The organism is Streptomyces sp. 142MFCol3.1 (assembly GCF_000424945.1).
Classification (GTDB): Bacteria; Actinomycetota; Actinomycetes; order Streptomycetales; family Streptomycetaceae; genus Streptomyces; species Streptomyces siamensis.
This window is the reverse complement of the sequence record NZ_AUKV01000019.1, coordinates 62,952-86,758: the sequence shown is the minus strand read 5'-3', so window position 1 is coordinate 86,758 and position 23,807 is coordinate 62,952. Positions and strand designations below refer to the sequence as shown.

Here is a 23,807-nt window from a genome sequence, read left to right as displayed (position 1 = left end):
GCTCACGTGAACCCCGGGTGACGGTTCGCCCGGGGTTCAGGCGATAGTGGAGTACGTGACTGCTGTTCCTCACCCCCGATCCGAAGCCGCCGGCCCCGCCGGGTCCGGCCGCCGCAGCCTCGGAGTGGCCCTGCTCAGCGGCGCCCTCGGCGCGGCCGTGGCCCTGCTGTCCACCCGGCGCAGCTGGGCGGAGGGCACCGCGACGGTGGCCGGCGGCGACTTCCCGCTGACCGCCAAGGGCAGCGACGTCACGGGCGTGCCCGCGGCGCTCGCCATAGTCGGCCTCGCCGCGCTCGTCGCGGTGTTCGCCGTACGCCGCTCCGGGCGCCTGCTCGTCTCCGCGCTGCTCGCCCTCTCCGGCGCGGGCACCGTCGTCGCGGCCGTGCTCGGCGCGGGCGACAGCTCCGCACTCGACGAGAAGGCCGCCGCCGCCTCCGGCAACACCGCCGCCACCGCCGAGGCGCTCAGCCACACCGCCTGGCCGTACGTCGCGGCCGTGGGCGGGGCGCTGATCCTCCTCGCGGGGCTGCTCGCGCTGCGCTACGGCAGCCTGTGGCCCGCGATGTCGGGCCGCTACGAACGCGACGGGACGCCCCGGCCGCGGAAGGCCGAGCCCATCGACCCCGACCGCCCCGAGGACCTGTGGAAGGCGCTCGACCGCGGTGAGGACCCGACGGGTCCCGACCCGGCCGGGACCTGAGCGCTCCGCCGCGTCCCCAGCCGCGCGCCCCGGTCACGCCCCGGCACAGGCGGCGCGCGAGGAAGGACCCCCCGCTCACGGCACGCGCCCCAGTACGGGACAATGGGCGTGAGCGTCCGACTCACATACGCATACAGCAACGAGGAGCAAGTCATGGCGGGCAGCAGCCACGGTCACACCCCGGCCGCCTGGACCGGTGTCATCATCGCCTTCATCGGTTTCTGCGTCGCGGGTGCCTTCATGGTGATGGCCCAACCGCTGGGTTTCTGGGCGGGCATGGTCGTCGTCGCGCTCGGCGGTGTCGTCGGCTTCATCATGAAGTCCGCGGGCCTCGGCAAGCAGAAGTCCACCCCGGTCCGTGAGGCGGCGGGTGCCCAGGGCTGACCGCCCCGCGAACCTCCCGAGAGGCGGTCCCGGCACGGCCGGGGCCGCCTCTCGCGTTCGCGTGACAGGCGCGCGACGCGGGAGAGGGGCACAATGCGTGAGGTGAACGCAGAAACCCAGAGGGTGACCCGGGCGGCCGGAGTCCCGGACGCGCTGCGCCGGCTCCTCGTCCCCGGTGGGGTGCTGGCCGCTGTCGCCGGCGCCTTCGCGTACGTCGGGGCCGTCGACCCGAACCAGCCCGGCCACTACCCGGTCTGCCCGCTGCTGCGCTTCACCGGCGTGTACTGCCCCGGCTGCGGAGGTCTGCGCAGCGCGCACGCCTTCGTGCACGGGGACATCGCGACGGCGCTCACCGACAACGTGCTCGCCGTCGCCGGATACCTGGTCTTCGCGGTGGTGTGGGCCGTCTGGGTGGTCCGCTCGCTCCGCGGACGGCCGGTGCGGCTGGATCTCGGACCGGTACACCTGTGGAGCCTCGGCACGTTGGTGCTGGTCTTCACCGTTGTCCGGAACCTGCCGTTCGGCGGCTGGTTGCATCCTTGATCAACGGACAAACGTCCAGGTAGTGGGACCGGCGTCAACCGGATGCAAGGCCTACGCCTTCCTCCGGATACCATCACAAGTGACCCGTCCGAACCGTCCGGGACGGTCCACCCGGGTCGACTGCTTCAACCCTCCACCGCAGGAAGGGGGCCGCTCGCGTGAGCGTGCTCGACGAGATCATCGACGGAGTCCGTGCCGACCTCGCGGAGCGGCAGGCGCGCGTCAGCCTCGACGAGCTCAAGGAGCGCGCGGCGAAGGCTCCGGCGGCCAAGGACGGCGTGGCGGCCCTGCGTGGTGACGGCGTCAAGGTCATCTGCGAGGTCAAGCGGTCCAGCCCCTCCAAGGGCGCGCTGGCCGCGATCGCCGACCCGGCCGGCCTCGCCGCGGACTACGAGGCGGGCGGCGCCGCCGTCATCTCCGTCCTGACCGAGGAGCGCCGCTTCGGTGGCTCGCTCGCGGACCTGGAGGCCGTCCGCGCCCGCGTGGACATCCCGGTCCTGCGCAAGGACTTCATCGTCACGTCTTACCAGCTGTGGGAGGCCCGCGCGTACGGCGCCGACCTCGCGCTGCTGATCGTCGCCGCCCTCGACCAGCCCGCCCTGGAGTCCCTCATCGAGCGCGCCGAGTCCATCGGGCTCACCCCGCTCGTGGAGGTGCACGACGAGGACGAGGTCGAGCGCGCGGTGGACGCGGGAGCCAAGGTCATCGGCGTCAACGCGCGCAACCTGAAGACGCTGAAGGTCGACCGCACGACCTTCGAGCGCGTCGCGCCGGAGATCCCCGACTCCATCGTCAAGATCGCCGAGTCCGGCGTCCGCGGCCCGCACGACCTCATCGCGTACGCCAACGCCGGCGCCGACGCGGTCCTGGTGGGCGAGTCGCTCGTGACCGGCCGTGACCCGAAGACCGCGGTCTCCGACCTCGTCGCGGCCGGGGCCCACCCCGCGCTGCGCCACGGACGGGACTGACCCGCCCGTGTCCGTCGCGCCCTCCGCCGTCGCCGACTCCCGTCCGGGCCTCCGCCCGGACGGCGAGGCGGCACGCCAGGGGCGCGGGGGCACGCACACCGGTCGGCCCGCCGTGCGCTCCGCCGCGGCACCGTCCCCCGCCTCGGCGGTCCGGGACCCGTACGCCCGTCTCGCCCGCGGCTGCCGTCCGCGCGGCTGCCGGGCGCCCGCGCGGCGCGTGCACGGCCGCCGGGTCCGTTACGTCATCGGCGACGAGCCGGGCCAGGTCAACGGCATGCGATGGCGCGAGCGCGTACGCGCGCTCGCGCCCCTTCCGGCCACCTCCTTCCTTCGGGCGGTGTGAGCCGGAGGCCGGCACCGGCCACTCCAGGAGATCCGCCCCGTCACACCGCCGGGCGCGGTCCCACGCGAGAGGCGGGCTCCGCCCGTCCCGCCGTCGAGTGGCTCCGCCCGGCGCGGCACCGCCGATCACCGCCGCACGGCCGCACGCCGTCGTGGCGGACCTCCCCACCCGACCGGTGACCCGTCCGGTCCGCCCGGTCGTCATGCGGCGGGGCTTCGCCGTGGAGGGTGGAGGGGACGGCTCGGCTTCGTGCCGCAGGCGCATCGCGGGCGTACGTGGCTAACGTGACCACTGACCGGCCTTCAACCGGGGCGACAGCCCCTGCGAGGTAATCGCATGCCCAGCGAGTTCTTCATTCCCGACCCGGAGGGTCGAGTTCCCAGCGCCGAGGGCTACTTCGGCGCGTTCGGCGGCAAGTTCATCCCGGAGGCGCTCGTCGCAGCCGTGGACGAGGTCGCCGTCGAGTACGACAAGGCGAAGACGGACCCCGAGTTCGCCCGCGAGCTCGACGACCTGCTCGTCCACTACACCGGGCGGCCGAGTTCGCTCACCGAGGTGCCCCGGTTCGCCGAGCACGCGGGAGGCGCCCGCGTCTTCCTGAAGCGGGAGGACCTCAACCACACCGGCTCCCACAAGATCAACAACGTGCTCGGCCAGGCCCTGCTGACCAAGCGGATGGGCAAGACGCGCGTCATCGCGGAGACGGGCGCCGGCCAGCACGGCGTCGCCACCGCGACCGCCTGCGCGCTCTTCGGTCTCGAATGCACCATCTACATGGGCGAGATCGACACCCAGCGCCAGGCGCTGAACGTGGCCCGCATGCGGATGCTCGGCGCCGAGGTCATCGCCGTGAAGTCCGGCAGCCGCACCCTCAAGGACGCCATCAACGAGGCGTTCCGTGACTGGGTCGCCAACGTCGACCGCACCCACTACCTGTTCGGCACCGTCGCGGGCCCCCACCCCTTCCCGGCCATGGTGCGCGACTTCCACCGCGTCATCGGTGTCGAGGCGCGGCGGCAGATCCTGGAGCGCGCCGGACGCCTCCCCGACGCCGCCGTCGCGTGCGTCGGCGGCGGCTCCAACGCCATCGGGCTCTTCCACGCCTTCATCCCGGACGCGGAGGTCCGCCTGATCGGCTGCGAGCCCGCCGGGCACGGGGTGGAGACCGGAGAGCACGCCGCGACCCTGACCGCCGGCGAGCCCGGCATCCTGCACGGATCGCGGTCGTACGTCCTCCAGGACGAGGAGGGACAGATCACCGAGCCCTATTCGATCTCGGCCGGACTCGACTACCCCGGCATCGGCCCCGAGCACTCCTACCTCAAGGACAGCGGCCGGGGCGAGTACCGCGCCGTCACCGACGACGCGGCCATGCAGGCGCTGCGCCTGCTCTCCCGCACCGAGGGGATCATCCCGGCCATCGAGAGCGCCCACGCGCTCGCGGGTGCCCTGGAGGTCGGCAAGGAGCTGGGCAGGGACGGGCTGATCATCGTCAACCTGTCCGGCCGCGGCGACAAGGACATGGACACGGCCGCCCGCTACTTCGGCCTGTACGACGAAGGCACCGACGCGGTCGTCCCCGCGGACGCGGCCGGCGAGAACGCCGAGATCGAGGGGGACGCCAAGTGAGCGGCAACATCCAGCTGTTGAGCGACACCCTCGCCGGCGCGAAGGCGGAGGGGCGCTCCGCCCTCATCGCCTACCTGCCGGCCGGGTTCCCGACCGTCGACGGCGGCATCGCCGCGATCAAGGCCGTCCTCGAGGGCGGCGCGGACGTCGTCGAGGTCGGCCTGCCGCACAGCGACCCCGTCCTCGACGGCCCCGTCATCCAGACCGCCGACGACATCGCCCTGCGCGGCGGCGTCAAGATCGCCGACGTGATGCGGACGGTCCGGGAGGCCTTCGAGGCGACCGGGAAGCCCGTCCTCGTGATGACGTACTGGAACCCCATCGACCGCTACGGCGTCGAGCGCTTCACCGCCGAGCTCGCCGAGGCGGGCGGCGCGGGCTGCATCCTGCCGGACCTGCCCGTCCAGGAGTCGGCGCTGTGGAGGGAGCACGCGGAGAAGCACGGCCTCGCGACCGTCTTCGTCGTCGCGCCCAGCAGCAAGGACGCCCGGCTCGCCGAGATCACCGCGGCGGGCAGCGGCTTCGTGTACGCCGCCTCGCTGATGGGCGTCACCGGCACCCGCGAGTCGGTGGGCGCCCAGGCGCAGGACCTGGTGCGGCGCACCCGGGCCACCACCGAGCTGCCCGTCTGCGTCGGACTCGGCGTCTCCAACGCGACCCAGGCCGCCGAGGTGGCCGGTTTCGCCGACGGTGTGATCGTCGGCTCGGCGTTCGTGCAACGGATGCTGGACGCGCCGGACGAGGCCGCGGGTCTCGACGCCGTGCGCGCCCTCGCCGGTGACCTCGCCGAGGGCGTGCGCAAGAAGGCCTGAGGCCGGCACCGGGGGAGCCGGCGGAGCTGTCGCGCCGGCTCCCGACAGGTGCGTAACGGACAATCCGCTCACTCGAAGGGGTGGACCTGGGACCGGGGAGGCGCGCTGCGCCTCCCCGGTTCGTTCTGCCGGATGTGAGCGAGAACAACCGTGACGTAAAGCGCAATGCCCGCGAGCGGCTGGCGGTCGAGCGAGAGAAGCAGAAGGCCGCGGAGAAGCGCCGGCGCGCGCTGATCGTGGGGGCGTCGGTGGTCTGCGTCCTGGCCCTCGCCGCGGTGGTCGGCGTCCTGGCCGCCAACTCCGGCAAGGAGACCAAGAAGGCCGACACGGCGGGACCGGCCGTTTCGCCGTCTGGAGCCACCGGCAAGGACGGTCTCGCCATCCCCGTCGGGAAGGACGGCGCCAAGTCGACCCTCACGGTATGGGAGGACTTCCGCTGCCCCGCCTGCCAGGCCTTCGAGGCCATGTACCGGCCGACGATCCATGAGCTGGTCGACGCCGGACAGCTGAAGGTCGAGTACCGCCTGGTCACCCTCATCGACGGGAATCTGGGCGGCAGCGGCTCCCTGCGCGCGGCGAACGCCGCGGCCTGCGCCCAGGACGCCGGCAAGTTCACCGAGTACCACGACGTGCTCTACGAGAACCAGCCCAAGGAGACCGACGACGCCTTCGCCGACAACGCCAAGCTCATCGAGCTGGCGGGCAAGGTCGACGGCCTGGACACCCCGGCCTTCCGCAAGTGCGTCAATGACGGGACGCACGACAGCTGGGTCGTGAAGTCGAACACCGCCTTCCAGAAGAACGGCCTGCACTCGACCCCGACCGTGCTGCTGGGCGCGACGAACATCTATGCGGACCAGACGATGACGCCCGCCAAGCTGAAGCAGTTGGTGGAGGCGGAGAACAAGTCCTGAGCCCCCCACACGCCCGCTGCCCCCGGCCCGCCGCCCGGCCCGGGGGCAGCGGCACGTTATGGACCCGTTGCCGGGCTGCTTGCCTCAGGTGAGGTCCGGCACGGTAGCGTCGACCCTGCCATGGAACTTGCCTTCATTCCCAGTCCGTCGCGCAGTGTGCTGCACCTCGGCCCCATTCCGCTGCGCGCCTACGCGTTCTGCATCATCATCGGCGTCTTCGTGGCCGTCTGGCTCGGCAACAAGCGCTGGATCGCCCGGGGCGGGCGATCCGGCACGGTTGCCGACATCGCGGTCTGGGCCGTCCCCTTCGGTCTCCTCGGAGGCCGGCTCTATCACGTGATCACGGACTACGAGCTGTACTTCAGCGAGGGCCGTGACTGGGTGGACGCCTTCAAGGTGTGGGAGGGCGGGCTCGGCATCTGGGGTGCCATCGCGCTCGGCGCGGTCGGCGCCTGGATCGGATGCCGCCGACGCGGCATCCCCCTGCCCGCGTACGCCGACGCCATCGCTCCCGGCATCGCCTTCGCGCAGGCCATCGGGCGCTGGGGCAACTGGTTCAACCAGGAGCTGTACGGCAAGGCCACGGACGTGCCCTGGGCGCTGCACATCACCTCCTCCGCGGACGGCCGCGTCCCGGGCTACTACCACCCGACGTTCCTGTACGAGTCGCTGTGGTGCATCGGAGTCGCTCTCCTGGTCATCTGGGCCGACCGCCGCTTCCAGCTCGGTCACGGGCGAGCCTTCGCGCTGTACGTCGCCGCCTACTGCGTCGGCCGCGGCTGGATCGAGTACATGCGCGTCGACGACGCCCACCACATCCTCGGCCTGCGTCTGAACGACTGGACCGCGATGCTGGTCTTCCTGCTCGCGGTGCTGTACATCGTGATCTCCGCGCGCCGCCGTCCGGGCCGGGAGGCCGTCGTGGAGCCGGGCGCGGACACCCCCGGCGAAAAGGACGACGAGGCCGCCGCGGCCACCGTGGCCCTCGGCAAGGACGCGGACGTCTCCGGCAAGGACGCGGACGACTCCGCCGACCGGGCGAAGCCCGCCGACACGGTCGCCGGCCGGCCCGGTGAGCCCGGCTCCGCCGAGGACACCGACGCCGTCGAGGACGTCGAGCCGGCGACCGCCGACGAGGCGGGGTCGGCCAAGAAGGGCTGACCTTCCGTACCCCGAAGGGGGCGCCGCGTCCCGGACGCGGCGCCCCCTTCGTATGCCGGGCCGGGCCCCGCTACGTCAGACGGCGCGCCAGCGCGAGGGTGCGATGGGCGGCCATCACCACCGCCGCGTCGACGAACCGGCCGTCGGGCAGGGCCTGGGCGCCCGCGTCGCTCTCGGCGGCCTTCACGACGGCCTCGGCCGAGTCGATCTCCGCCGGGGTGGGGAGGTAGGCCTGCTCGATGATGGGCAGCTGGCGGGGGTGGATGGCCGCACGCCCGAGGAATCCCAGTGCGCGGCCGTGCCCGCAGGACGAGGCCAGTCCCTCCACGTCGCGGATGTCCGGGTAGACCGACTGGACGGGCGGGGGCAGGCCCGCCGCACGCGCGGCCACGACCACACGGGCGCGCGACCAGTCCAGGCCCGCGTCGTTGCGGACGCCGAGGTCGGCCCTCAGGTCGGTCTCCCCGATGGCGATGCCGTGCAGTGCCCGGTGCGACGAGGCGATGGCGAAGGCGTGCTCCACGCCGAGAGCCGTCTCGAGCAGCGCGTACAGGGGAATCGCGGCGCCGTCGGCGGGTGTGGCCTCCTGCGCGGCCCGTACGACGTCGCAGGGCGAGGTCACCTTGGGGAGCCGGATGCCGGACAGACCGGGGAGCGGGGAGAGGGTCTTGAGGTCGGTCTCCGTCAGCGGGTTGCCCAGGGCGTTGACGCGGACGTGAACCGGGACGGGCGGCGGATCGCACAGCAGGTCGGCCGTGGCCTCACGGGCGTACGCCTTGCGGTCCGGGGCCACCGCGTCCTCCAGATCGACCAGCACGACGTCCGCTCCGGAGGCCAGGGCCTTGGCGACCACGGCGGGACGGTCCCCTGGGGCGTACAGCCAGGTGAGGGGGAACTCCGCGGTCACAGAGCGCCCTCCGCGCGCAGCGCGCCGATCTCCGCCCCGGTCAGACCGAGTTCGGTGAGGACCCGCTCCGTGTCCGCGCCGTGCGGGCGGCCCGCCCAGTGGATCGCGCCCGGCGTGCCGGAGAGCCGGAAGAGGACGTTCTGCATGCGCAGCGGTCCCAGGTCGGGGTCGTCGAGGGTGGTCACGGTGTCCAGGGCCGCGTACTGCGGGTCGGTCATGACGTCCCGGACGTCCTGCACGGGGGCCACCGCGGCCTCCGCCTTCTCGAAGGCCTCCAGGACCTCGGTGCGGTCGTGCCGGCCGATCCACGAGCCGACCGCCTCGTCCAGGACGTCCGCGTGCCGTGCCCGGTCCGCGCCCGTCGCGAACCACGGCTCTTCGATCAGGTCCGGGCGTCCGACCAGCCGCATCACCCGCTCCGCGATCGACTGCGCCGACGTGGAGACAGCCACCCAGGAACCGTCCGCCGTGCGGTAGGTGTTGCGGGGCGCGTTGTTCGCGGAACGGTTCCCGGTGCGCGGCTGGACGTGGCCGAGCTGGTCGTACCAGATGGGCTGCGGTCCGAGGACGGTCAGGATCGGTTCGATGATCGCCATGTCGATGACCTGGCCCTCGCCGGTGCGGTCGCGGGCCCGCAGCGCGGTCATCACCGCGTACGCGGTCGCCAGGCCCGCGATCGAGTCGGCGAGCCCGAAGGGCGGCAGGACCGGCGGCGCGTCGGGCTCGCCGGTGACCGCGGCGAAGCCGCTCATCGCCTCGGCGAGCGTGCCGAAGCCGGGGCGGTGCGCGTACGGGCCGAACTGGCCGAAGGCGGTGACCCGGGCCAGCAGCAGGCGGGGGTTGGCGGCCGACAGTTCGTCCCAGCCCAGGTCCCACTTCTCCAGCGTGCCGGGACGGAAGTTCTCGACGATCACGTCGGCGGTGGCGGCGAGCCGGAGCAGGGTCGCGCGGCCGCCGCGCTTGGACAGGTCCAGCGTGATCGTGTGCTTGTTGCGGCCGAGGAGCTTCCACCACAGGCCGATGCCGTCCTTCGACGGGCCGTGGCCTCGGGACGGATCCGGTTTGGCCGGATGCTCCACCTTGATGACCTCCGCGCCGAAGTCGCCGAGCATGGTGGCGGCCAACGGTCCGGCGAACAGGGTCGCGAGGTCCAGGACGCGCAGCCCGGCGAGCGGGCCGTCGCGTTCGGGGCGGGCGCTCGCGCGATGTGCCGGCCCTGTGCGCTCCGGGGGCGCGCTCGCCGGACCGGTGCCGTGCGGGCCCGCCGGGTGGCCCGGGTGCGCGGTCATGAGCGCGCACCGTTCGACTGCGCGGCCCGGGCATCGATCTCCGAGCGGTACGGCATAGAGGAGGACGCCCCCGGCCGCTGCACCGAGAGCGCCGCGGCCGCCGACGCCCAGACGAGCGCCTCCGGCATCTCCCGGCCCTCGGCGAGTGCCACGGCGAGGGTGCCCGCGAAGGTGTCGCCCGCACCGGTCGAGTCCACGGCGGTCACCCGGGGAGCGGGCACGGTGAGGGGCCGCGCGCCGCGGGCCGCGTACAGACTGCCCGCCGCGCCCAGGGTGACGACGACCTCCGGGACCTGTTCGAGCAGGGCCGCGGCGGCCTCGTACGGGTCGGTGACGCCGGTGAGCGCGGCGGCTTCGTGCTCGTTGGGCAGCAACAGGTCGATGGCACCGAGCAGTTCGGGTGCCAGGGGCTGGGCAGGGGAGGGGGTCAGGATCGTGCGGACGCCGTGCCGACGCGCGGCCCGGGCGCCCGCGACGACGGCGTCGAGCGGGATCTCCAGCTGGAGCAGGAGGGCGTCGGCGCTGGTGATGAGTCCCTCGTCGCCGGGGGCGAGGGCGGTGACGGTGCCGTTGGCGCCGGGGACGACGACGATGGCGTTGCCGCCCTCGTCGTCGACGACGATGTGCGCGGTGCCCGACGGGCCCTCGGTGGTGCGCAGGTGGTCGGTGTTCACGCCCGAGTGCTCCAGCGTGGACCGGAGCTGGCTGCCGAAGGCGTCCGCGCCCACCGCGCCGATCAGCGAGACGTCGGCGCCCGCGTGCGCCGCGGCCACCGCCTGGTTGGCGCCCTTGCCGCCGGGGATCGTACGGAACTCCCGTCCCGTCACGGTCTCCCCGCGCTGCGGGGCCTTGGGGACGTACGCGACGAGGTCCATGTTCGTGCTGCCGAGCACGGCGATGTGGGTCATGGGCGACGGATCTCCCGTTGTGTGAGGTGGGCGAGGGTGTCGAAGCCGATGCCGTCGAAGTCGGCGATCGAGGTGGCGAGCCGGTTCTTCAGGGGGCTGGTCCAGCGGTCGGGCAGGGCCAGGGGATCGCCCGCGAGGAGGCCCGCGACGCCGCCGGCCGTCGCGCCGTTGGAGTCGGTGTCCCAGCCGCCCGACACCGCCCGGCAGATGGAGCCGGTGAAGTCGCCGTCCGCGTGGGTGAGGGCGGCGGCGATCAGGGCGGTGTTGGGCACGGCGTGCACCCAGTGGCAGTCGTGGTGGACGGCGTGCAGTTCGTCGACGACCGTGTCGAAATCGTCCGTCGTACGGGCGAGCCGGACGGCGTGCCGGACAGCGCGGGCCAGTCGGGAGCCGGGCGGCACGACGGTGAGTCCGGTGCCGAGACACCGCTGGACGTCGCTCGCCCCGCCGGCCGCCTCGGCGATGACCGCCGCCGTGAACATCGCCGCGTAGACGCCGTTGGCGGTGTGGGTGAGGGCGGCGTCCCGGTGTGCCTGTGCCGCGGCGGCGCCCGGATCACCGGGGTTGGTCCAGCCGTGCACGTCGGCGCGGATCAGCGCGCCGATCCACTCGCGGAACGGGTTGCGGTGGCGTGCCGTCCTGGGGGGCTCGATGCCGGACAGGAGGTTGCGGTAGGCGACGCGTTCCGCGGTGAACGTACGGCCCGCGGGGAGTTCGTCCAGCCAGAGCCGGGCCACGTCCGCGGTGGTGAACCGCCTGCCGTGGCGTTGCAGCAACAGGAGGTTCAGGAGCGGGTAGTTGAGGTCGTCGTCCTCCGGCATGCCGTCGATGTTCTCGGCGAGGGAGGTGGGCGCGGAGCGCTTGTTCCAGGGGTACGCCTCCTCGAGGTGCCCGGGCAGTCCGCGCGCCGTGAACCAGGTGTGCAGGGGCCAGTTCCCCGTGGCCCGGGCCAGCTCCCGGATGCCCCGCAGGGGCAGCTTCTCCACCGGTTTGCCCAGCAGGCAGCCGATCGCCCGGCCCAGCCAGGCCGCTTCGAGGCGGGCCTGGCCGGGGACCGGCGGCGGCAGCGGTGGCGGCGCAGGCCAGTCGGCGCAGTGCGCTCTGATCCTCGTCAGGTCGGTCGGCTCCTGGTGCGCCGACGTGCTGGGCAGGTCCGCCAGTTCGTCGAGCAGGTCCTCGGCCAGGACTCGCAGGTACGGGGAGACGGGGGTCGGGGAGGAGCCCGCGCGCAGCGGGGCCTCGGGGCCGCCCGCCGCGCGCCAGCGGGCCGCGACGGCCGCGGGGGAGCGGCCGTCCTGGGCCGCCTGGTGCAGTTCGTGGCCGAGGAGGTCCTCGGGCTGGACCCAGGTCAGCCGGAGCGCCTGTGCCGGCGGCCCGGCGGAGCCGGTCACCGTGGTCCCGCCAGAGCCGCGTACGCCGATTCGTGGGCCCGGCGGCGGCGCACGTCCCGCTCGAAGATCTCCCGGGTCACCTCCGCGAGCGTCCTGGCCGGGCCGTCCAGGTCGAGGCGGCTCGACTCCGCCACCGTCTTCGCCCAGTCGTGCGGGACCTCGGAACCGAGGGCGCCCGCGAGGGCCCCGGCCATGGTGGCGATGGAGTCGCAGTCGCGTCCGTAGTTGACCGCGCCGAGGACCGCGTGCCGGTAGTCGCCGCCCGCGACCACCAACATGCCGAGGGCGACGGGGAGTTCCTCGATGGAGTGCAGGCGTGAGGGACGGCGGGCGCCCAGGGAGGGGGCACGGTAGTCGGGGCCGACGGTGTCGAAGGGGGTCACCGCCTCGCGCAGCGGGCTCAACGCGGACTCGAAGTCCGTGTGCCGGGCGGCGACTTCGCAGACCGCCTCGACGGCGTCGCGGGTGCCGTCCTTCGCCAGAGCCAGGCAGGCGCCGACCACCGAGGCGGGGGTCGCCCCGGGGACGCAGGCCGCCGCGACCGCCGCGGCGAAGACGCCCGCGGCCTCGCGGCCGTACGACGACTGGTGGGCGCCGGCGACGTCGAGCGCCTCGGCGTACGCGGCGGCCGGGTTCGCCGCGTTGACCAGGCCGACCGGGGCCATGTACATCGCCGCACCGCAGTTGACGATGTTGCCCGTGCCCGCCTCGCGGGGGTCCACGTGGCCGTAGTGCAGGCGGGTCACCAGCCACTTCTCCGCGAGGAAGATCCGTTGCAGAAGGAGCGCCTCGGCCTCCAGCTCGGGAACCCAGCGGGGGGTGCCCATGAGGTCGGGCACCAGGTGCTCGGCGACGGAGTACGCGTCGAGGTGGTCGCGGACGGTGGCGTACACCCGTACCAGCGCGTGGGTCATCAACGTGTCGTCGGTGACGTGTCCGTCGCCCTTGTGGTACGGGGCGATGGGGCGTGCGGTACGCCACGCGTCGCCGTTCCAGGGGCCGACGATGCCGTGCACCCGGCCGCCGTGGCGCTCGGTGATCTGCTCGGGGGAGTACCCCTCGACGGGGCCGCCGAGCGCGTCGCCGACGGCGGCTCCGACCAGGGCTCCGGCGATCCGTTCGTCGAGGGTTCCGTTTCCTTCTCCTTTGGGCGTCATGCCCGAATCATCCCTCTGGGTGGGCCAGTTCCGTCGCTTCGAGCAGTTCGGCGAGTCCGATGAGGTCCGTCCCGGTCAGCCGGGGCAGCGCGCAGCCGGAAAGCGTGCGGCAGGCGTCGCGCCAGGAGGCGGGGATCGCCGCGCCCCCGCCGAGCGCGCCGGTCAGCGCGCCCGCGAGCGCCGGGGCGGAGTCCGCGACCCGGGACAGACAGGCGGCGGCCGGCACCGCCTCGGCGATCCGGCCACGTGCGGCGGTGGCCAGGGCGAGGGCCACCGGGACGGTCTCGGCGGCGGCGATGCCGTAGCTGTACACGTGATCCACGATCTGGTGTTCCAGCAGCGGGACCAGGGCGAACGTGCCCTCGCTGGCACGCGCGAGGGTGAGCGCGTGCCGGGCGTTGCGGCCGATCTCCGTCGACTCGGGGAGTTCCGCGAGCGCGGCGTCCGCGCAGGCGTCGACATCGGCCCCGGCGAGGGCCAGCGCCAGTGCCGCCGCCATCGCCCGGGCGCCGTGCACACCGTCGCCGTCCTGGGTGTAGCGGGCATCGAACTCCGCGAGTCCGGCGGCGAGTCGGGGGTCGCCCGGGTGGGCCACGGCCAGCACACAGGCCCGGACGCAGGCCGCGTCGTCGAAGTAGTGCGGATTGTCGTGGCCGGTGGCCGGGGGGCGCAGTCCGGTCGCGAGGTTGCCGAGCCCGGCCCGTACGGAGATCCGGGCGCGCAGCGGGAGCAGGGCGGACTCGACCTCCGGGGCACGTTCCGCGGCGGCGGCGACCTCGCTGGCGATCGCGTTCCACGACAGGTCGATGGACGCCCGCATCCGCCGCTCCCGGCTCAGGTCGCCGAGCGCGGCGCCCTCTCCGGCGCGCAGCACGGCCTCAGCCGCGAACGCCGCCCACTCCGCGTCGTCCGACGGGCCGAGCCTGAGCGGCTCGGGCGGCTGGTTGAGCGCGATCGGCACGGGCAGCGTCGTGGTCGCGTTCTGCTCCGCGAACGTGTCCAGCTCCCGGGTCAGCCGCCGCGTCCACTCGGGCATCCGCGCGGCCCGGTGCCGGGCCGCGGGCCATCCCGCCGCGTCCCCTGCGGCGAGCCCGAGGAGCAGCCCCTCGATGCGACGGACGCGCGGCCGCCGGGCCACGCCCGCACGGACCTCGCGGCCGGGCTCCGCGGCGGAGGCATGCGCGACGACGATCCGCTCCGGACCGGCGGCGCGCCCGGGCACGGCCTTGTGGGCGGCGGGTGCGGGAGTGGTCTCCCGGGCGGCAACGGGTGCGGTGGTGGTCTCCGGCGCGGCGGGAGGTGCCGGGTCGGTTCTCGGGACGGCCGGCAGCGCGGGAGTGGTCTGCGGGACGGCGACGGGTGCAGTGGTGATCTCCGTGGCGGCGAGGGGGGCCGGGTTGGTGTCCGGGACGGCAGCGGGTCTGGGGGTGATCTCCCCTGCCGCGGGTGGTGGGCGTGTGGCCTCCGGCCTGGCGGCGGGTGCATGGTCGGCCTCCTGCGCGGCCGGTAGCGCGGGCGCGGCCTCCGGCACGGTCGCCAAAGAGGTCTCCTGACCGGCAAGGGGTGTCGTGGTGATCTCCGGGGCGGCGAGAGGTGCGGGGTTGGTTTCCCGGGCGGTCGGTGGTGCGGGCGGGGCTTCCGGCACGGTGGCGGGTGCCGTGAACTCCGGGACGGCGGGGGGTGTCGTGGTGATCTCCGGAACGGCGCGAGGCGCCGGGTTGGTCTCCGGCGTGGCCGGTGGTGCGGGCGGGGCTTCCGGGGCGGTGGCGGGTGCCGGGGTGGGTCCCGCTGCGGGGGGTACTGGGGGTGTGGCTTCGGGGGCGATGCGCTCCGGGCCGGCTTCCGCTGCTGCCGGCGCCCGGGGCGTGGTCTCCGGCGCGGTGGGAGGCGAGGGCGTGGTCTCCGGGACGGACGCCGCGCCCTCGCCCGCGCGTTCCGCGGGCTCGTCTGCGACCAGGCCGGGCCTCACGGGCGCACCTCCTCGTCCTCGGCCGGCACGTAGGCGTCGGCGTACGCGTCGGCACCGGGGGGCGGGCACGGGTGCGGGTTCGCGGGCGGACGTCCGCCCGCGAACCCCGGCGGGCGCCTGCCCGCGGTGGTGAGCGGGCGCCGGCCGGAGAGCGGCGGCAGGTACGCCCCCGGCTCCAGCGGCGGCCACTCGCCCCCGGCGCCGGCCTCGCCCCGCGTATGCCCCTGGGGGCCCCACTTGCCCGCGTCCTCCGGCGTCAGCAGCTCCGCCACGTCCAGCACGTGGTGGCCCTTCATGGAGGGCAGGCAACTGCCCCGGGCCGGGCCGATCGCCGCGGCCCAGGCGGCCGGGATCGCCGAGGCGCCGCGGGTCGCGCCGGCCAGGGCACCGGCCACCGCGGCCGTGGTGTCGGCGTCGCGGCCCATGTTGACGGCCGTGAGCACGGACTCCTCGAAGGCGCCGTCGGCGGCGGCGTAGGCGCCGAAGGCGAGCGCCACCGCCTCCGGTGCCAGGTCGGTCCAGGGGTAGCCGCCGATGACGACCGCCGAGCGGACCGCCCGCTCGCCCCGGTGGGCGACCGCGACCGCCCGGCGCAGCGAGCGGGCCGTCCAGGAGTCGTCCGGGACCACCGCCAGCGCGGAGGCGACGACCGCGATGGTGTGGGCGCCCGCCATGGCCGCGGCGACGCCCGCCGCGACCGCCTGGCCGCCGTAGATGCCCTCGCCGTCGTGGCTCACCGAACCGTCGACGGCCACGAGCCGTGCGGCCTCCGCCGGGCGGCCGGCCGCGAAGACCCCGAAGGGCGCCGCCCGCATCGCCAGCCCGTCGCTCCAAGCGTGCCGGTGCTGGGCCGAGATCGGCGCCGCAAGTCCCCGGCGCAGGTTCTCCAGCGTGCCGCGCTCGCTGAATCCGGCGCCCCGGAACGGGCCCTCGTCGCGGTCGGCGATCCACTGGTGCCAGGCCGCCTCGACATGGGCGACGGTGAGTGCCGAGCCGTGCCGGGCCAGCAGCAGTCCAGAGAAGATCGCGTACTCGGTGTCGTCCGTCCCGGCCGGGTGCTCGGTGACGTACCCGGTGATCCGGCCCCATTTCGCGCGGATCTCCGACGGCTTCATGTTCTCGGCGGGCGCGCCCAGCGCGTCCCCGACGGCCAGTCCCAGCAGCGCGCCGCGCGCCCGCTCACGGAGTTCGGCGGCGTCCCCGGGCGCCGGGACCGAGGGAATGCAGGCGATGGAAGCCATACGTGCCTCTCTTCCGAGGACCCCCTGCCGGTGCGCGGACTTCGGTGCGCGGAGCCCTTTGCGGATCTGTCCCACATCGGCGGTTGACAAGAGCCTCACGGGCCCCGCTGTCACCCGGTCGACATCTGTGCGTCTCAGATCTCGGATGAGCGAAAAGAAATAAAGCCGCAGGTAAGCCCAGCCTTTCCTTGCTGGCGGGCAGGAATGCCGAGGCGTACTTTGAGGGTTGTCGAAAAGTGGAAACAGTCCAATCAAGCATCGTGGGGGACCCTGGCATGGCCATCATCGAGACCGAAGCGACCCTGCACGAGGCGCACCGCGACAACCACACGCACCGCGATGTCAACGGCGGCTGGCTGCGCCCCGCCGTGTTCGGCGCGATGGACGGGCTCGTCTCCAACCTCGCCCTGATGACCGGCGTCGCCGGCGGCGCCGTGTCCCACCGGACGATCGTGATCACGGGCCTCGCGGGGCTCGCCGCAGGCGCCTTCTCGATGGCGGCCGGCGAGTACACCTCCGTCGCCTCGCAGCGCGAACTCGTCGAGGCGGAACTCGACGTGGAGAGAACGGAGCTGCGCAAGCACCCCAAGGACGAGGAGCGCGAGCTCGCCGACCTGTACGAGGCGCGTGGCGTCGAGCCGGAGCTGGCGCGCGAGGTCGCCCGGCAGCTCTCCCGTGACCCCGAGCAGGCCCTGGAGATCCACGCGCGCGAGGAGCTGGGCATAGACCCGGGCGACCTGCCCTCCCCGTCCGTCGCCGCCGTGTCGAGCTTCGGCTCCTTCGCCCTCGGCGCCCTGCTCCCCGTCCTGCCGTATCTGCTCGGCGCGACGGCCCTGTGGCCGGCCCTGGTGCTCGCGTTCATCGGACTTTTCGCGTGCGGTGCGATCGTGGCCAAGGTGACCGCCCGGTCTTGGTGGTTCAGCGGACTGCGACAGCTCGCTCTCGGTGGCGCGGCGGCGGGTGTGACGTACGCCCTGGGCAGTCTGTTCGGTACGGCCGTAGGATGAGTTGCCGAGCGCTTATGCAAGGGACTGCATAAGTAGCCGTTACTCGGCGGTTTCGATTCCTTAACCACCGGGCATGAGCCGTAAGCACCGCAGGCAATGACGCCTGCGCCCGCAACCCTCGTGACGAGCGACGATGCCCGCTGCGAATCGGACCGACGGGCACTGATCTGTCCGCTTGGGTCCCCCTTGATTCCACCGTCTGGCGCGGAACTCCGACCGCGACCCCGCGGTGTCCGCATGTTGGAACGGTGTATCCGGTTCTCGAGAACCACTCCATCATGTAACCTGCGTGAAATTTTGAACCCCCAGCAGAGGGCCAACGTCGTCCCTCGGCAGATGTCATATGCCACGACGACGACGGGAGAGCCGATGCGTACGCCGCGCCAGCCGTCCCAGCACTCCGCGAATGGCCAGAACTGGTCCTTCATGGATGCTCGCCCTGCTGCGCAGGGTATGTACGACCCCCGCAACGAGCGCGACGCCTGTGGCGTCGGCTTCGTGGCCACCCTCACCGGCGAGGCGAGCCACGCGCTGGTCGAGCAGGCGCTCACGGTTCTGCGCAACCTGGAGCACCGCGGCGCGACCGGCTCCGAGCCCGACTCGGGCGACGGCGCCGGCATCCTCTCCCAGGTGCCCGACGCCTTCTTCCGTGAGGTGGCCGGATTCGAGCTGCCCGAGGCCGGCGCCTACGCCGTCGGCATCGCCTTCCTCCCCGAGGACGCCACGGCCGACGCCGTCTCGCAGATCGAGACGATCGCCGGCGACGAGGGCCTGACGGTGCTCGGCTGGCGCGAGGTCCCGGTCGCCCCCGAGCTGCTCGGTGCCACCGCTCGCTCCACGATGCCCGCCTTCCGGCAGATCTTCGTGACCGACGGTGCCAGCACGGGCATCGACCTCGACCGCAAGGCGTTCGTGCTGCGCAAGCGCGCCGAGCGCGAGGCCGGCGTCTACTTCCCGTCGCTGTCCGGGCGGACCATCGTCTACAAGGGCATGCTGACCACCGGCCAGCTGGAGCCCTTCTTCCCGGACCTGTCCGACCGCCGCTTCGCCTCCGCGATCGCGCTCGTGCACTCCCGGTTCTCCACCAACACCTTCCCGAGCTGGCCGCTCGCCCACCCGTACCGCTTCGTCGCGCACAACGGCGAGATCAACACGGTCAAGGGCAACCGCAACTGGATGCGTGCCCGCGAGTCCCAGCTCGTCTCCGACCTGTTCGGCGACAAGGGCCTGGAGCGGATCTTCCCCGTCTGCACTCCGGACGCGTCCGACTCGGCCTCCTTCGACGAGGTGCTCGAACTCCTGCACCTCGGCGGCCGCTCCCTCCCGCACTCCGTGCTGATGATGATCCCGGAGGCGTGGGAGAACCACGGCTCCATGGACCCGGCCCGCCGCGCCTTCTACCAGTTCCACTCCACGATGATGGAGCCCTGGGACGGCCCGGCCTGTGTCACCTTCACCGACGGCACCCAGGTCGGCGCGGTCCTCGACCGCAACGGCCTGCGCCCCGGCCGCTACTGGGTCACCGACGAGGGCCTCGTCGTCCTCGGCTCCGAGGTCGGTGTCCTCGACATCGACCCCGCCAAGGTCGTCCGCAAGGGCCGCCTCCAGCCCGGCAGGATGTTCCTCGTCGACACCGCCGAGCACCGCATCATCGAGGACGACGAGATCAAGGCCGATCTCGCCGCCGAGAACCCGTACGCGGAGTGGCTGGAAGCCGGCGAGATCGAGCTCTCCGACCTGCCCGAGCGCGAGCACATCGTGCACACCCACGCCTCGGTCACCCGCCGCCAGCAGACCTTCGGCTACACCGAGGAAGAGCTCCGCGTCATCCTCGCGCCGATGGCCAAGGCCGCCGCCGAGCCGATCGGCTCGATGGGCACGGACTCGCCGATCGCCGCCCTCTCGCAGCGTCCGCGTCTGCTCTTCGACTACTTCACCCAGCTGTTCGCGCAGGTCACCAACCCGCCGCTGGACGCGATCAGGGAAGAGCTGGTCACTTCCCTGCGCTCCTCGCTGGGCCCGCAGGGCAACCTGCTGGACCCGACGGCCGCCTCCTGCCGCTCGGTCACCCTGCCCTTCCCGGTGATCGACAACGACGAGCTGGCCAAGCTCATCCACATCAACGCCGACGGCGACATGCCCGGCATGAAGGCCGCGACCCTCTCCGGCCTCTACCGGGTCTCCGGCGGCGGCGACGCGCTGGCCGCGCGGATCGAGGAGATCTGCGCCGAGGCCGACGCCGCCATCGAGAACGGCGCCCGGCTGATCGTCCTGTCGGACCGCCACTCGGACGCCGAGCACGCGCCGATCCCGTCGCTGCTGCTCACCGCGGCCGTCCACCACCACCTCATCCGCACCAAGCAGCGCACCCACGTGGGCCTGCTGGTCGAGGCCGGTGACGTCCGCGAGGTCCACCACGTCGCCCTGCTCATCGGCTTCGGCGCCGCGGCGGTCAACCCGTACCTGGCGATGGAGTCCGTCGAGGACCTCGTCCGCGCGGGCACCTTCCTGTCCGGCATCGAGTCCGAGCAGGCCATCCGCAACCTGATCTACGCGCTCGGCAAGGGCGTCCTCAAGGTCATGTCCAAGATGGGCATCTCCACCGTCGCCTCCTACCGCGGCGCCCAGGTCTTCGAGGCAGTCGGCCTGGACGAGGCCTTCGTCGAGAAGTACTTCAACGGCACGGCGACGAAGATCGGCGGCGCCGGTCTCGACGTCATCGCCAAGGAGGTCGCCGCCCGGCACGCCAAGGCGTACCCGGCCTCCGGCATCGCGCCCGCGCACCGCGCCCTCGACATAGGCGGCGAGTACCAGTGGCGCCGCGAGGGTGAGCCGCACCTGTTCGACCCGGAGACGGTCTTCCGCCTCCAGCACGCGACGCGCACCGGCCGCTACGACATCTTCAAGAAGTACACGGACCGGGTGAACGAGCAGTCCGAGCGTCTGATGACGCTGCGTGGCCTGTTCGGCTTCACGTCCGGCCGGCAGCCGATCCCCGTCGACGAGGTCGAGCCCGTCTCCGAGATCGTCAAGCGCTTCTCGACCGGCGCCATGTCGTACGGCTCCATCTCCAAGGAGGCGCACGAGACCCTCGCCATCGCCATGAACCAGCTGGGCGGCAAGTCCAACACAGGTGAGGGCGGCGAGGACCCGGATCGCCTGTACGACCCGGCGCGCCGCTCGGCGATCAAGCAGGTCGCCTCCGGCCGCTTCGGCGTGACCTCGGAGTACCTGGTCAACGCCGACGACATCCAGATCAAGATGGCGCAGGGCGCGAAGCCCGGCGAGGGTGGCCAGCTGCCCGGCCACAAGGTGTACCCCTGGGTCGCCAAGACCCGGCACAGCACCCCGGGCGTGGGCCTCATCTCCCCGCCCCCGCACCACGACATCTACTCCATCGAGGACCTGGCTCAGCTGATCCACGACCTCAAGAACGCCAACCCGCAGGCCCGCATCCACGTGAAGCTGGTCTCCGAGGTCGGCGTCGGCACGGTTGCCGCGGGTGTCTCCAAGGCCCACGCGGACGTCGTCCTGATCTCCGGCCACGACGGCGGTACGGGCGCCTCGCCGCTCACCTCCCTGAAGCACGCCGGTGGCCCCTGGGAGCTCGGCCTCGCCGAGACCCAGCAGACGCTGCTGCTCAACGGCCTGCGCGACCGCATCGTCGTGCAGACCGACGGCCAGCTGAAGACCGGCCGTGACGTCGTCATCGCCGCGCTGCTCGGCGCCGAGGAGTTCGGTTTCGCGACCGCGCCGCTCGTCGTCTCCGGCTGCGTCATGATGCGCGTCTGCCACCTGGACACCTGCCCGGTCGGCATCGCCACGCAGAACCCGGTGCTCCGCGACCGCTTCGCCGGCAAGGCCGAGTACGTGGTGAACTACTTCCGGTTCATCGCCGAGGAGGTCCGCGAGATCCTCGCCGAGCTGGGCTTCCGCTCCATCGAGGAGGCCGTCGGCCACGCCGAGAACCTCGACGTCACGCGGGCGGTCGACCACTGGAAGGCGCAGGGCCTGGACCTGTCCCCGCTGTTCCACGTGCCCGAGCTGCCCGAGGGCGCCGTGCGTCACCAGGTCGTCGAGCAGGACCACGGCCTGGAGAAGGCGCTCGACAACGAGCTGATCAAGCTGGCCGCCGACGCGCTGGCCGCGGACTCCGCGACCGACGCCCAGCCGGTCCGCGCGCAGGTCGCGATCCGCAACATCAACCGCACGGTCGGCACCATGCTCGGCCACGAGGTGACGAAGAAGTTCGGCGGCGCGGGTCTGCCCGACGACACGATCGACATCACCTTCACGGGCTCGGCGGGCCAGTCCTTCGGCGCCTTCCTGCCCCGCGGTGTCACGCTGCGCCTGGAGGGCGACGCCAACGACTACGTCGGCAAGGGCCTCTCCGGCGGCCGGGTGATCGTCCGTCCCGACCGGGGCGCCGACCACCTCGCCGAGTTCTCGACGATCGCGGGCAACACCATCGCGTACGGCGCGACGGGCGGCGAGCTCTTCCTGCGCGGTCGCACGGGCGAGCGCTTCTGCGTCCGCAACTCCGGTGCGCTGGTGGTCTCCGAGGGCGTGGGCGACCACGGCTGCGAGTACATGACCGGCGGTCACGCGGTGGTCCTCGGCGAGACGGGCCGCAACTTCGCGGCCGGCATGTCCGGCGGCATCGCGTACGTCATCGACCTCGACCGCGACAACGTCAACGCCGGCAACGTGAACGCCGTCCAGGAACTCGACGACACCGACAAGCAGTGGCTGCACGACGTGGTGCGCCGGCACGCGGAGGAGACCGGCTCCACGGTCGCCGAGAAGCTCCTCGCCGAGTGGTCCGTGTCCGTGGACCGCTTCAGCAAGATCATCCCCAGCACGTACAAGGCAGTGCTCGCCGCCAAGGACGCCGCCGAGCGAGCCGGACTCCCCGAGTCCGAGATCACCGAGAAGATGATGGAGGCGGCGACCAATGGCTGATCCCAGGGGCTTTCTGAAGCACGGCCGTGAGGTCGCCCGGTCCCGGCCCGTCGAGGAGCGGGTCCGGGACTGGAACGAGGTCTACGTCCCCGGTTCGCTGCTCCCGATCATCTCCAAGCAGGCGAGCCGCTGCATGGACTGCGGCATCCCGTTCTGCCACAACGGCTGTCCGCTGGGCAACCTGATCCCGGAGTGGAACGACTACGCGTACCGCGAGGATTGGTCCGCCGCGTCCGAGCGCCTGCACGCCACGAACAACTTCCCGGAGTTCACGGGCCGTCTGTGCCCCGCTCCGTGCGAGTCGGCGTGCGTGCTCGGCATCAACCAGCCGGCCGTGACCATCAAGAACGTCGAGGTCTCGATCATCGACAAGGCGTGGGACACGGGCGATGTCGCCCCGCGGATCCCCGAGCGCCTGTCGGGCAAGACGGTCGCGGTCATCGGGTCCGGTCCCGCCGGTCTCGCCGCCGCCCAGCAGCTGACCCGGGCCGGCCACACGGTCGCGGTGTACGAGCGCGCCGACCGCGTCGGCGGCCTGCTCCGCTACGGCATCCCCGAGTTCAAGATGGAGAAGCGGCACATCAACCGCCGCATCGAGCAGATGCGCGCGGAGGGCACCCGCTTCCGCACCGGTATCGAGATCGGCCGCGACCTCAAGGCGACGGACCTGCGCAAGCGGTACGACGCCGTGGTCATCGCCGCGGGTGCGACGACCGCCCGCGACCTGCCCGTGCCCGGGCGGGAGCTCAAGGGCATCCACCAGGCCATGGAGTACCTGCCGCTGGCCAACAAGGTGCAGGAGGGCGACTACGTGGCGCCCCCGATCAGCGCCGAGGGCAAGCACGTCGTCGTGATCGGCGGCGGTGACACCGGCGCGGACTGCGTGGGCACCGCCCACCGCCAGGGCGCGGCCTCGGTCACGCAGCTGGAGATCATGCCGCGGCCGGGCGAGGAGCGGAACGCGGGCCAGCCCTGGCCCACCTTCCCGATGCTCTACAAGGTCACCTCCGCGCACGAGGAGGGCGGCGAGCGGGTCTACTCCGTCTCGACCACCCACTTCGAGGGCGACGAGGAGGGCAACGTCCAGTGGCTGCACCTCTCCGAGGTGGAGTTCGTCGACGGCAAGCTGACGGCCAAGCCGGGCACGGAGCGCAAGATCCCCGCCCAGCTGGTCACGCTGGCCATGGGCTTCACCGGCACGGACGTGGAGAACGGCCTGGTCTCCCAGTTCGGCCTGGAGCTCGATGCCCGCGGCAACATCGCCCGCGACGCCGATTTCGCGACGAACGTCCCCGGTGTGTACGTCGCCGGTGACGCGGGCCGCGGCCAGTCGCTGATCGTCTGGGCCATCGCCGAGGGCCGCTCGGCCGCCCGCGGGGTGGACCGGTTCCTCACGGGCGCCAGCGACCTCCCGGCCCCGATCCGCCCGACGGACCGCTCGCTGATGGTCTGACCCCCCCGAACGGTGACCTGACGGTCACTCATCTGCGTCCCGTACAAAGGCGTACGGAACACAGACGGC

Annotated in this window: 19 protein-coding genes; 12 read left to right on the top strand and 7 right to left on the bottom strand. The window is 72.9% G+C overall.

Going from position 1 to position 23,807, the window contains the following annotated elements; translation table 11 throughout:
* Positions 1–46: 46 nt before the first annotated feature.
* The 9 genes from H305_RS0126875 to lgt all read left to right on the top strand — a co-directional run bounded on the left by H305_RS0126875 (position 47) and on the right by lgt (position 7,454).
* A complete protein-coding gene (locus tag H305_RS0126875) occupies positions 47–700 on the top strand; it encodes a TIGR02234 family membrane protein (protein WP_028803149.1) in 654 nt (217 codons plus the stop codon).
* Between the two features lie 153 nt (positions 701–853).
* On the top strand, positions 854–1,084 hold the full coding sequence (locus H305_RS0126870; RefSeq protein ID WP_028803148.1) for an HGxxPAAW family protein: 231 nt from the start codon (positions 854–856) through the stop codon (positions 1,082–1,084).
* Between the two features lie 93 nt (positions 1,085–1,177).
* Entirely contained in the window at positions 1,178–1,627 is a 450-nt protein-coding gene (locus tag H305_RS0126865; protein ID WP_028803147.1) for a DUF2752 domain-containing protein, read from the top strand.
* A gap of 158 nt (positions 1,628–1,785) precedes the next feature.
* Positions 1,786–2,595, top strand: coding sequence for an indole-3-glycerol phosphate synthase TrpC (trpC, locus tag H305_RS0126860; RefSeq protein WP_028803146.1), 810 nt, complete (start codon positions 1,786–1,788; stop codon positions 2,593–2,595).
* A gap of 112 nt (positions 2,596–2,707) precedes the next feature.
* Positions 2,708–2,938, top strand: coding sequence for a tryptophan biosynthesis modulator TrpM (trpM, locus tag H305_RS47170; RefSeq protein WP_051371009.1), 231 nt, complete (start codon positions 2,708–2,710; stop codon positions 2,936–2,938).
* Between the two features lie 336 nt (positions 2,939–3,274).
* Positions 3,275–4,567 carry a tryptophan synthase subunit beta gene (gene trpB, locus H305_RS0126850; protein WP_028803145.1) on the top strand — a complete coding sequence of 431 codons (1,293 nt, stop codon included), beginning with the start codon at positions 3,275–3,277 and terminating at the stop codon, positions 4,565–4,567.
* Positions 4,564–5,379 (top strand): tryptophan synthase subunit alpha, encoded by an 816-nt coding sequence (gene trpA / locus H305_RS0126845; protein WP_028803144.1) that lies wholly within the window; start codon positions 4,564–4,566, stop codon positions 5,377–5,379. Before trpB ends, trpA begins: the two co-directional genes overlap by 4 nt.
* Positions 5,380–5,513: 134 nt before the next feature.
* Positions 5,514–6,293: a DsbA family protein gene (locus tag H305_RS0126840; RefSeq protein WP_028803143.1), complete on the top strand. Its 780-nt coding sequence runs from the start codon at positions 5,514–5,516 to the stop codon at positions 6,291–6,293.
* A gap of 120 nt (positions 6,294–6,413) precedes the next feature.
* The gene (gene lgt / locus H305_RS0126835; RefSeq protein WP_051371000.1) at positions 6,414–7,454 is read left to right on the top strand and encodes a prolipoprotein diacylglyceryl transferase; all 1,041 of its coding nucleotides are present in this window, start codon (positions 6,414–6,416) and stop codon (positions 7,452–7,454) included.
* Between the two features lie 70 nt (positions 7,455–7,524).
* Here lgt and H305_RS0126830 read toward each other — a convergent pair whose 3' ends face one another.
* The 7 genes from H305_RS0126830 to H305_RS0126800 form a co-directional block, all read right to left on the bottom strand.
* Positions 7,525–8,361, bottom strand: coding sequence for an HpcH/HpaI aldolase/citrate lyase family protein (locus H305_RS0126830; protein ID WP_028803141.1), 837 nt, complete (start codon positions 8,359–8,361; stop codon positions 7,525–7,527).
* Positions 8,358–9,650, bottom strand: a complete 1,293-nt coding sequence (locus tag H305_RS0126825; RefSeq protein WP_037765450.1) for a CaiB/BaiF CoA transferase family protein — start codon at positions 9,648–9,650, stop codon at positions 8,358–8,360. The genes H305_RS0126830 and H305_RS0126825 overlap by 4 nt, the downstream gene beginning before the upstream one ends.
* A complete protein-coding gene (gene rbsK, locus H305_RS0126820; protein ID WP_028803139.1) occupies positions 9,647–10,558 on the bottom strand; it encodes a ribokinase in 912 nt (303 codons plus the stop codon). Before rbsK ends, H305_RS0126825 begins: the two co-directional genes overlap by 4 nt.
* Entirely contained in the window at positions 10,555–11,949 is a 1,395-nt protein-coding gene (locus H305_RS0126815; protein WP_028803138.1) for an ADP-ribosylglycohydrolase family protein, read from the bottom strand. The genes rbsK and H305_RS0126815 overlap by 4 nt, the downstream gene beginning before the upstream one ends.
* Complete coding sequence (locus H305_RS0126810) at positions 11,946–13,106, bottom strand: ADP-ribosylglycohydrolase family protein (RefSeq protein WP_028803137.1); 1,161 nt, start codon at positions 13,104–13,106, stop codon at positions 11,946–11,948. The genes H305_RS0126815 and H305_RS0126810 overlap by 4 nt, the downstream gene beginning before the upstream one ends.
* Positions 13,107–13,113: 7 nt before the next feature.
* A complete protein-coding gene (locus tag H305_RS47165; RefSeq protein ID WP_078629272.1) occupies positions 13,114–14,328 on the bottom strand; it encodes an ADP-ribosylglycohydrolase family protein in 1,215 nt (404 codons plus the stop codon).
* A 743-nt stretch (positions 14,329–15,071) separates the two neighbouring features.
* A complete protein-coding gene (locus tag H305_RS0126800) occupies positions 15,072–16,316 on the bottom strand; it encodes an ADP-ribosylglycohydrolase family protein (protein WP_028803135.1) in 1,245 nt (414 codons plus the stop codon).
* 275 nt (positions 16,317–16,591) lie between these two features.
* On the opposite strand from H305_RS0126800, the gene H305_RS0126795 reads away from it, so the two are divergent.
* The 3 genes from H305_RS0126795 (at position 16,592) to H305_RS0126785 (ending at position 23,738) form a co-directional block, all read left to right on the top strand.
* Positions 16,592–17,323 carry a VIT1/CCC1 transporter family protein gene (locus H305_RS0126795; protein ID WP_028803134.1) on the top strand — a complete coding sequence of 244 codons (732 nt, stop codon included), beginning with the start codon at positions 16,592–16,594 and terminating at the stop codon, positions 17,321–17,323.
* A gap of 369 nt (positions 17,324–17,692) precedes the next feature.
* Entirely contained in the window at positions 17,693–22,285 is a 4,593-nt protein-coding gene (gltB, locus tag H305_RS0126790; protein WP_078629267.1) for a glutamate synthase large subunit, read from the top strand.
* A complete protein-coding gene (locus H305_RS0126785; RefSeq protein WP_028803132.1) occupies positions 22,278–23,738 on the top strand; it encodes a glutamate synthase subunit beta in 1,461 nt (486 codons plus the stop codon). The genes gltB and H305_RS0126785 overlap by 8 nt, the downstream gene beginning before the upstream one ends.
* Positions 23,739–23,807 lie beyond the last annotated feature (69 nt).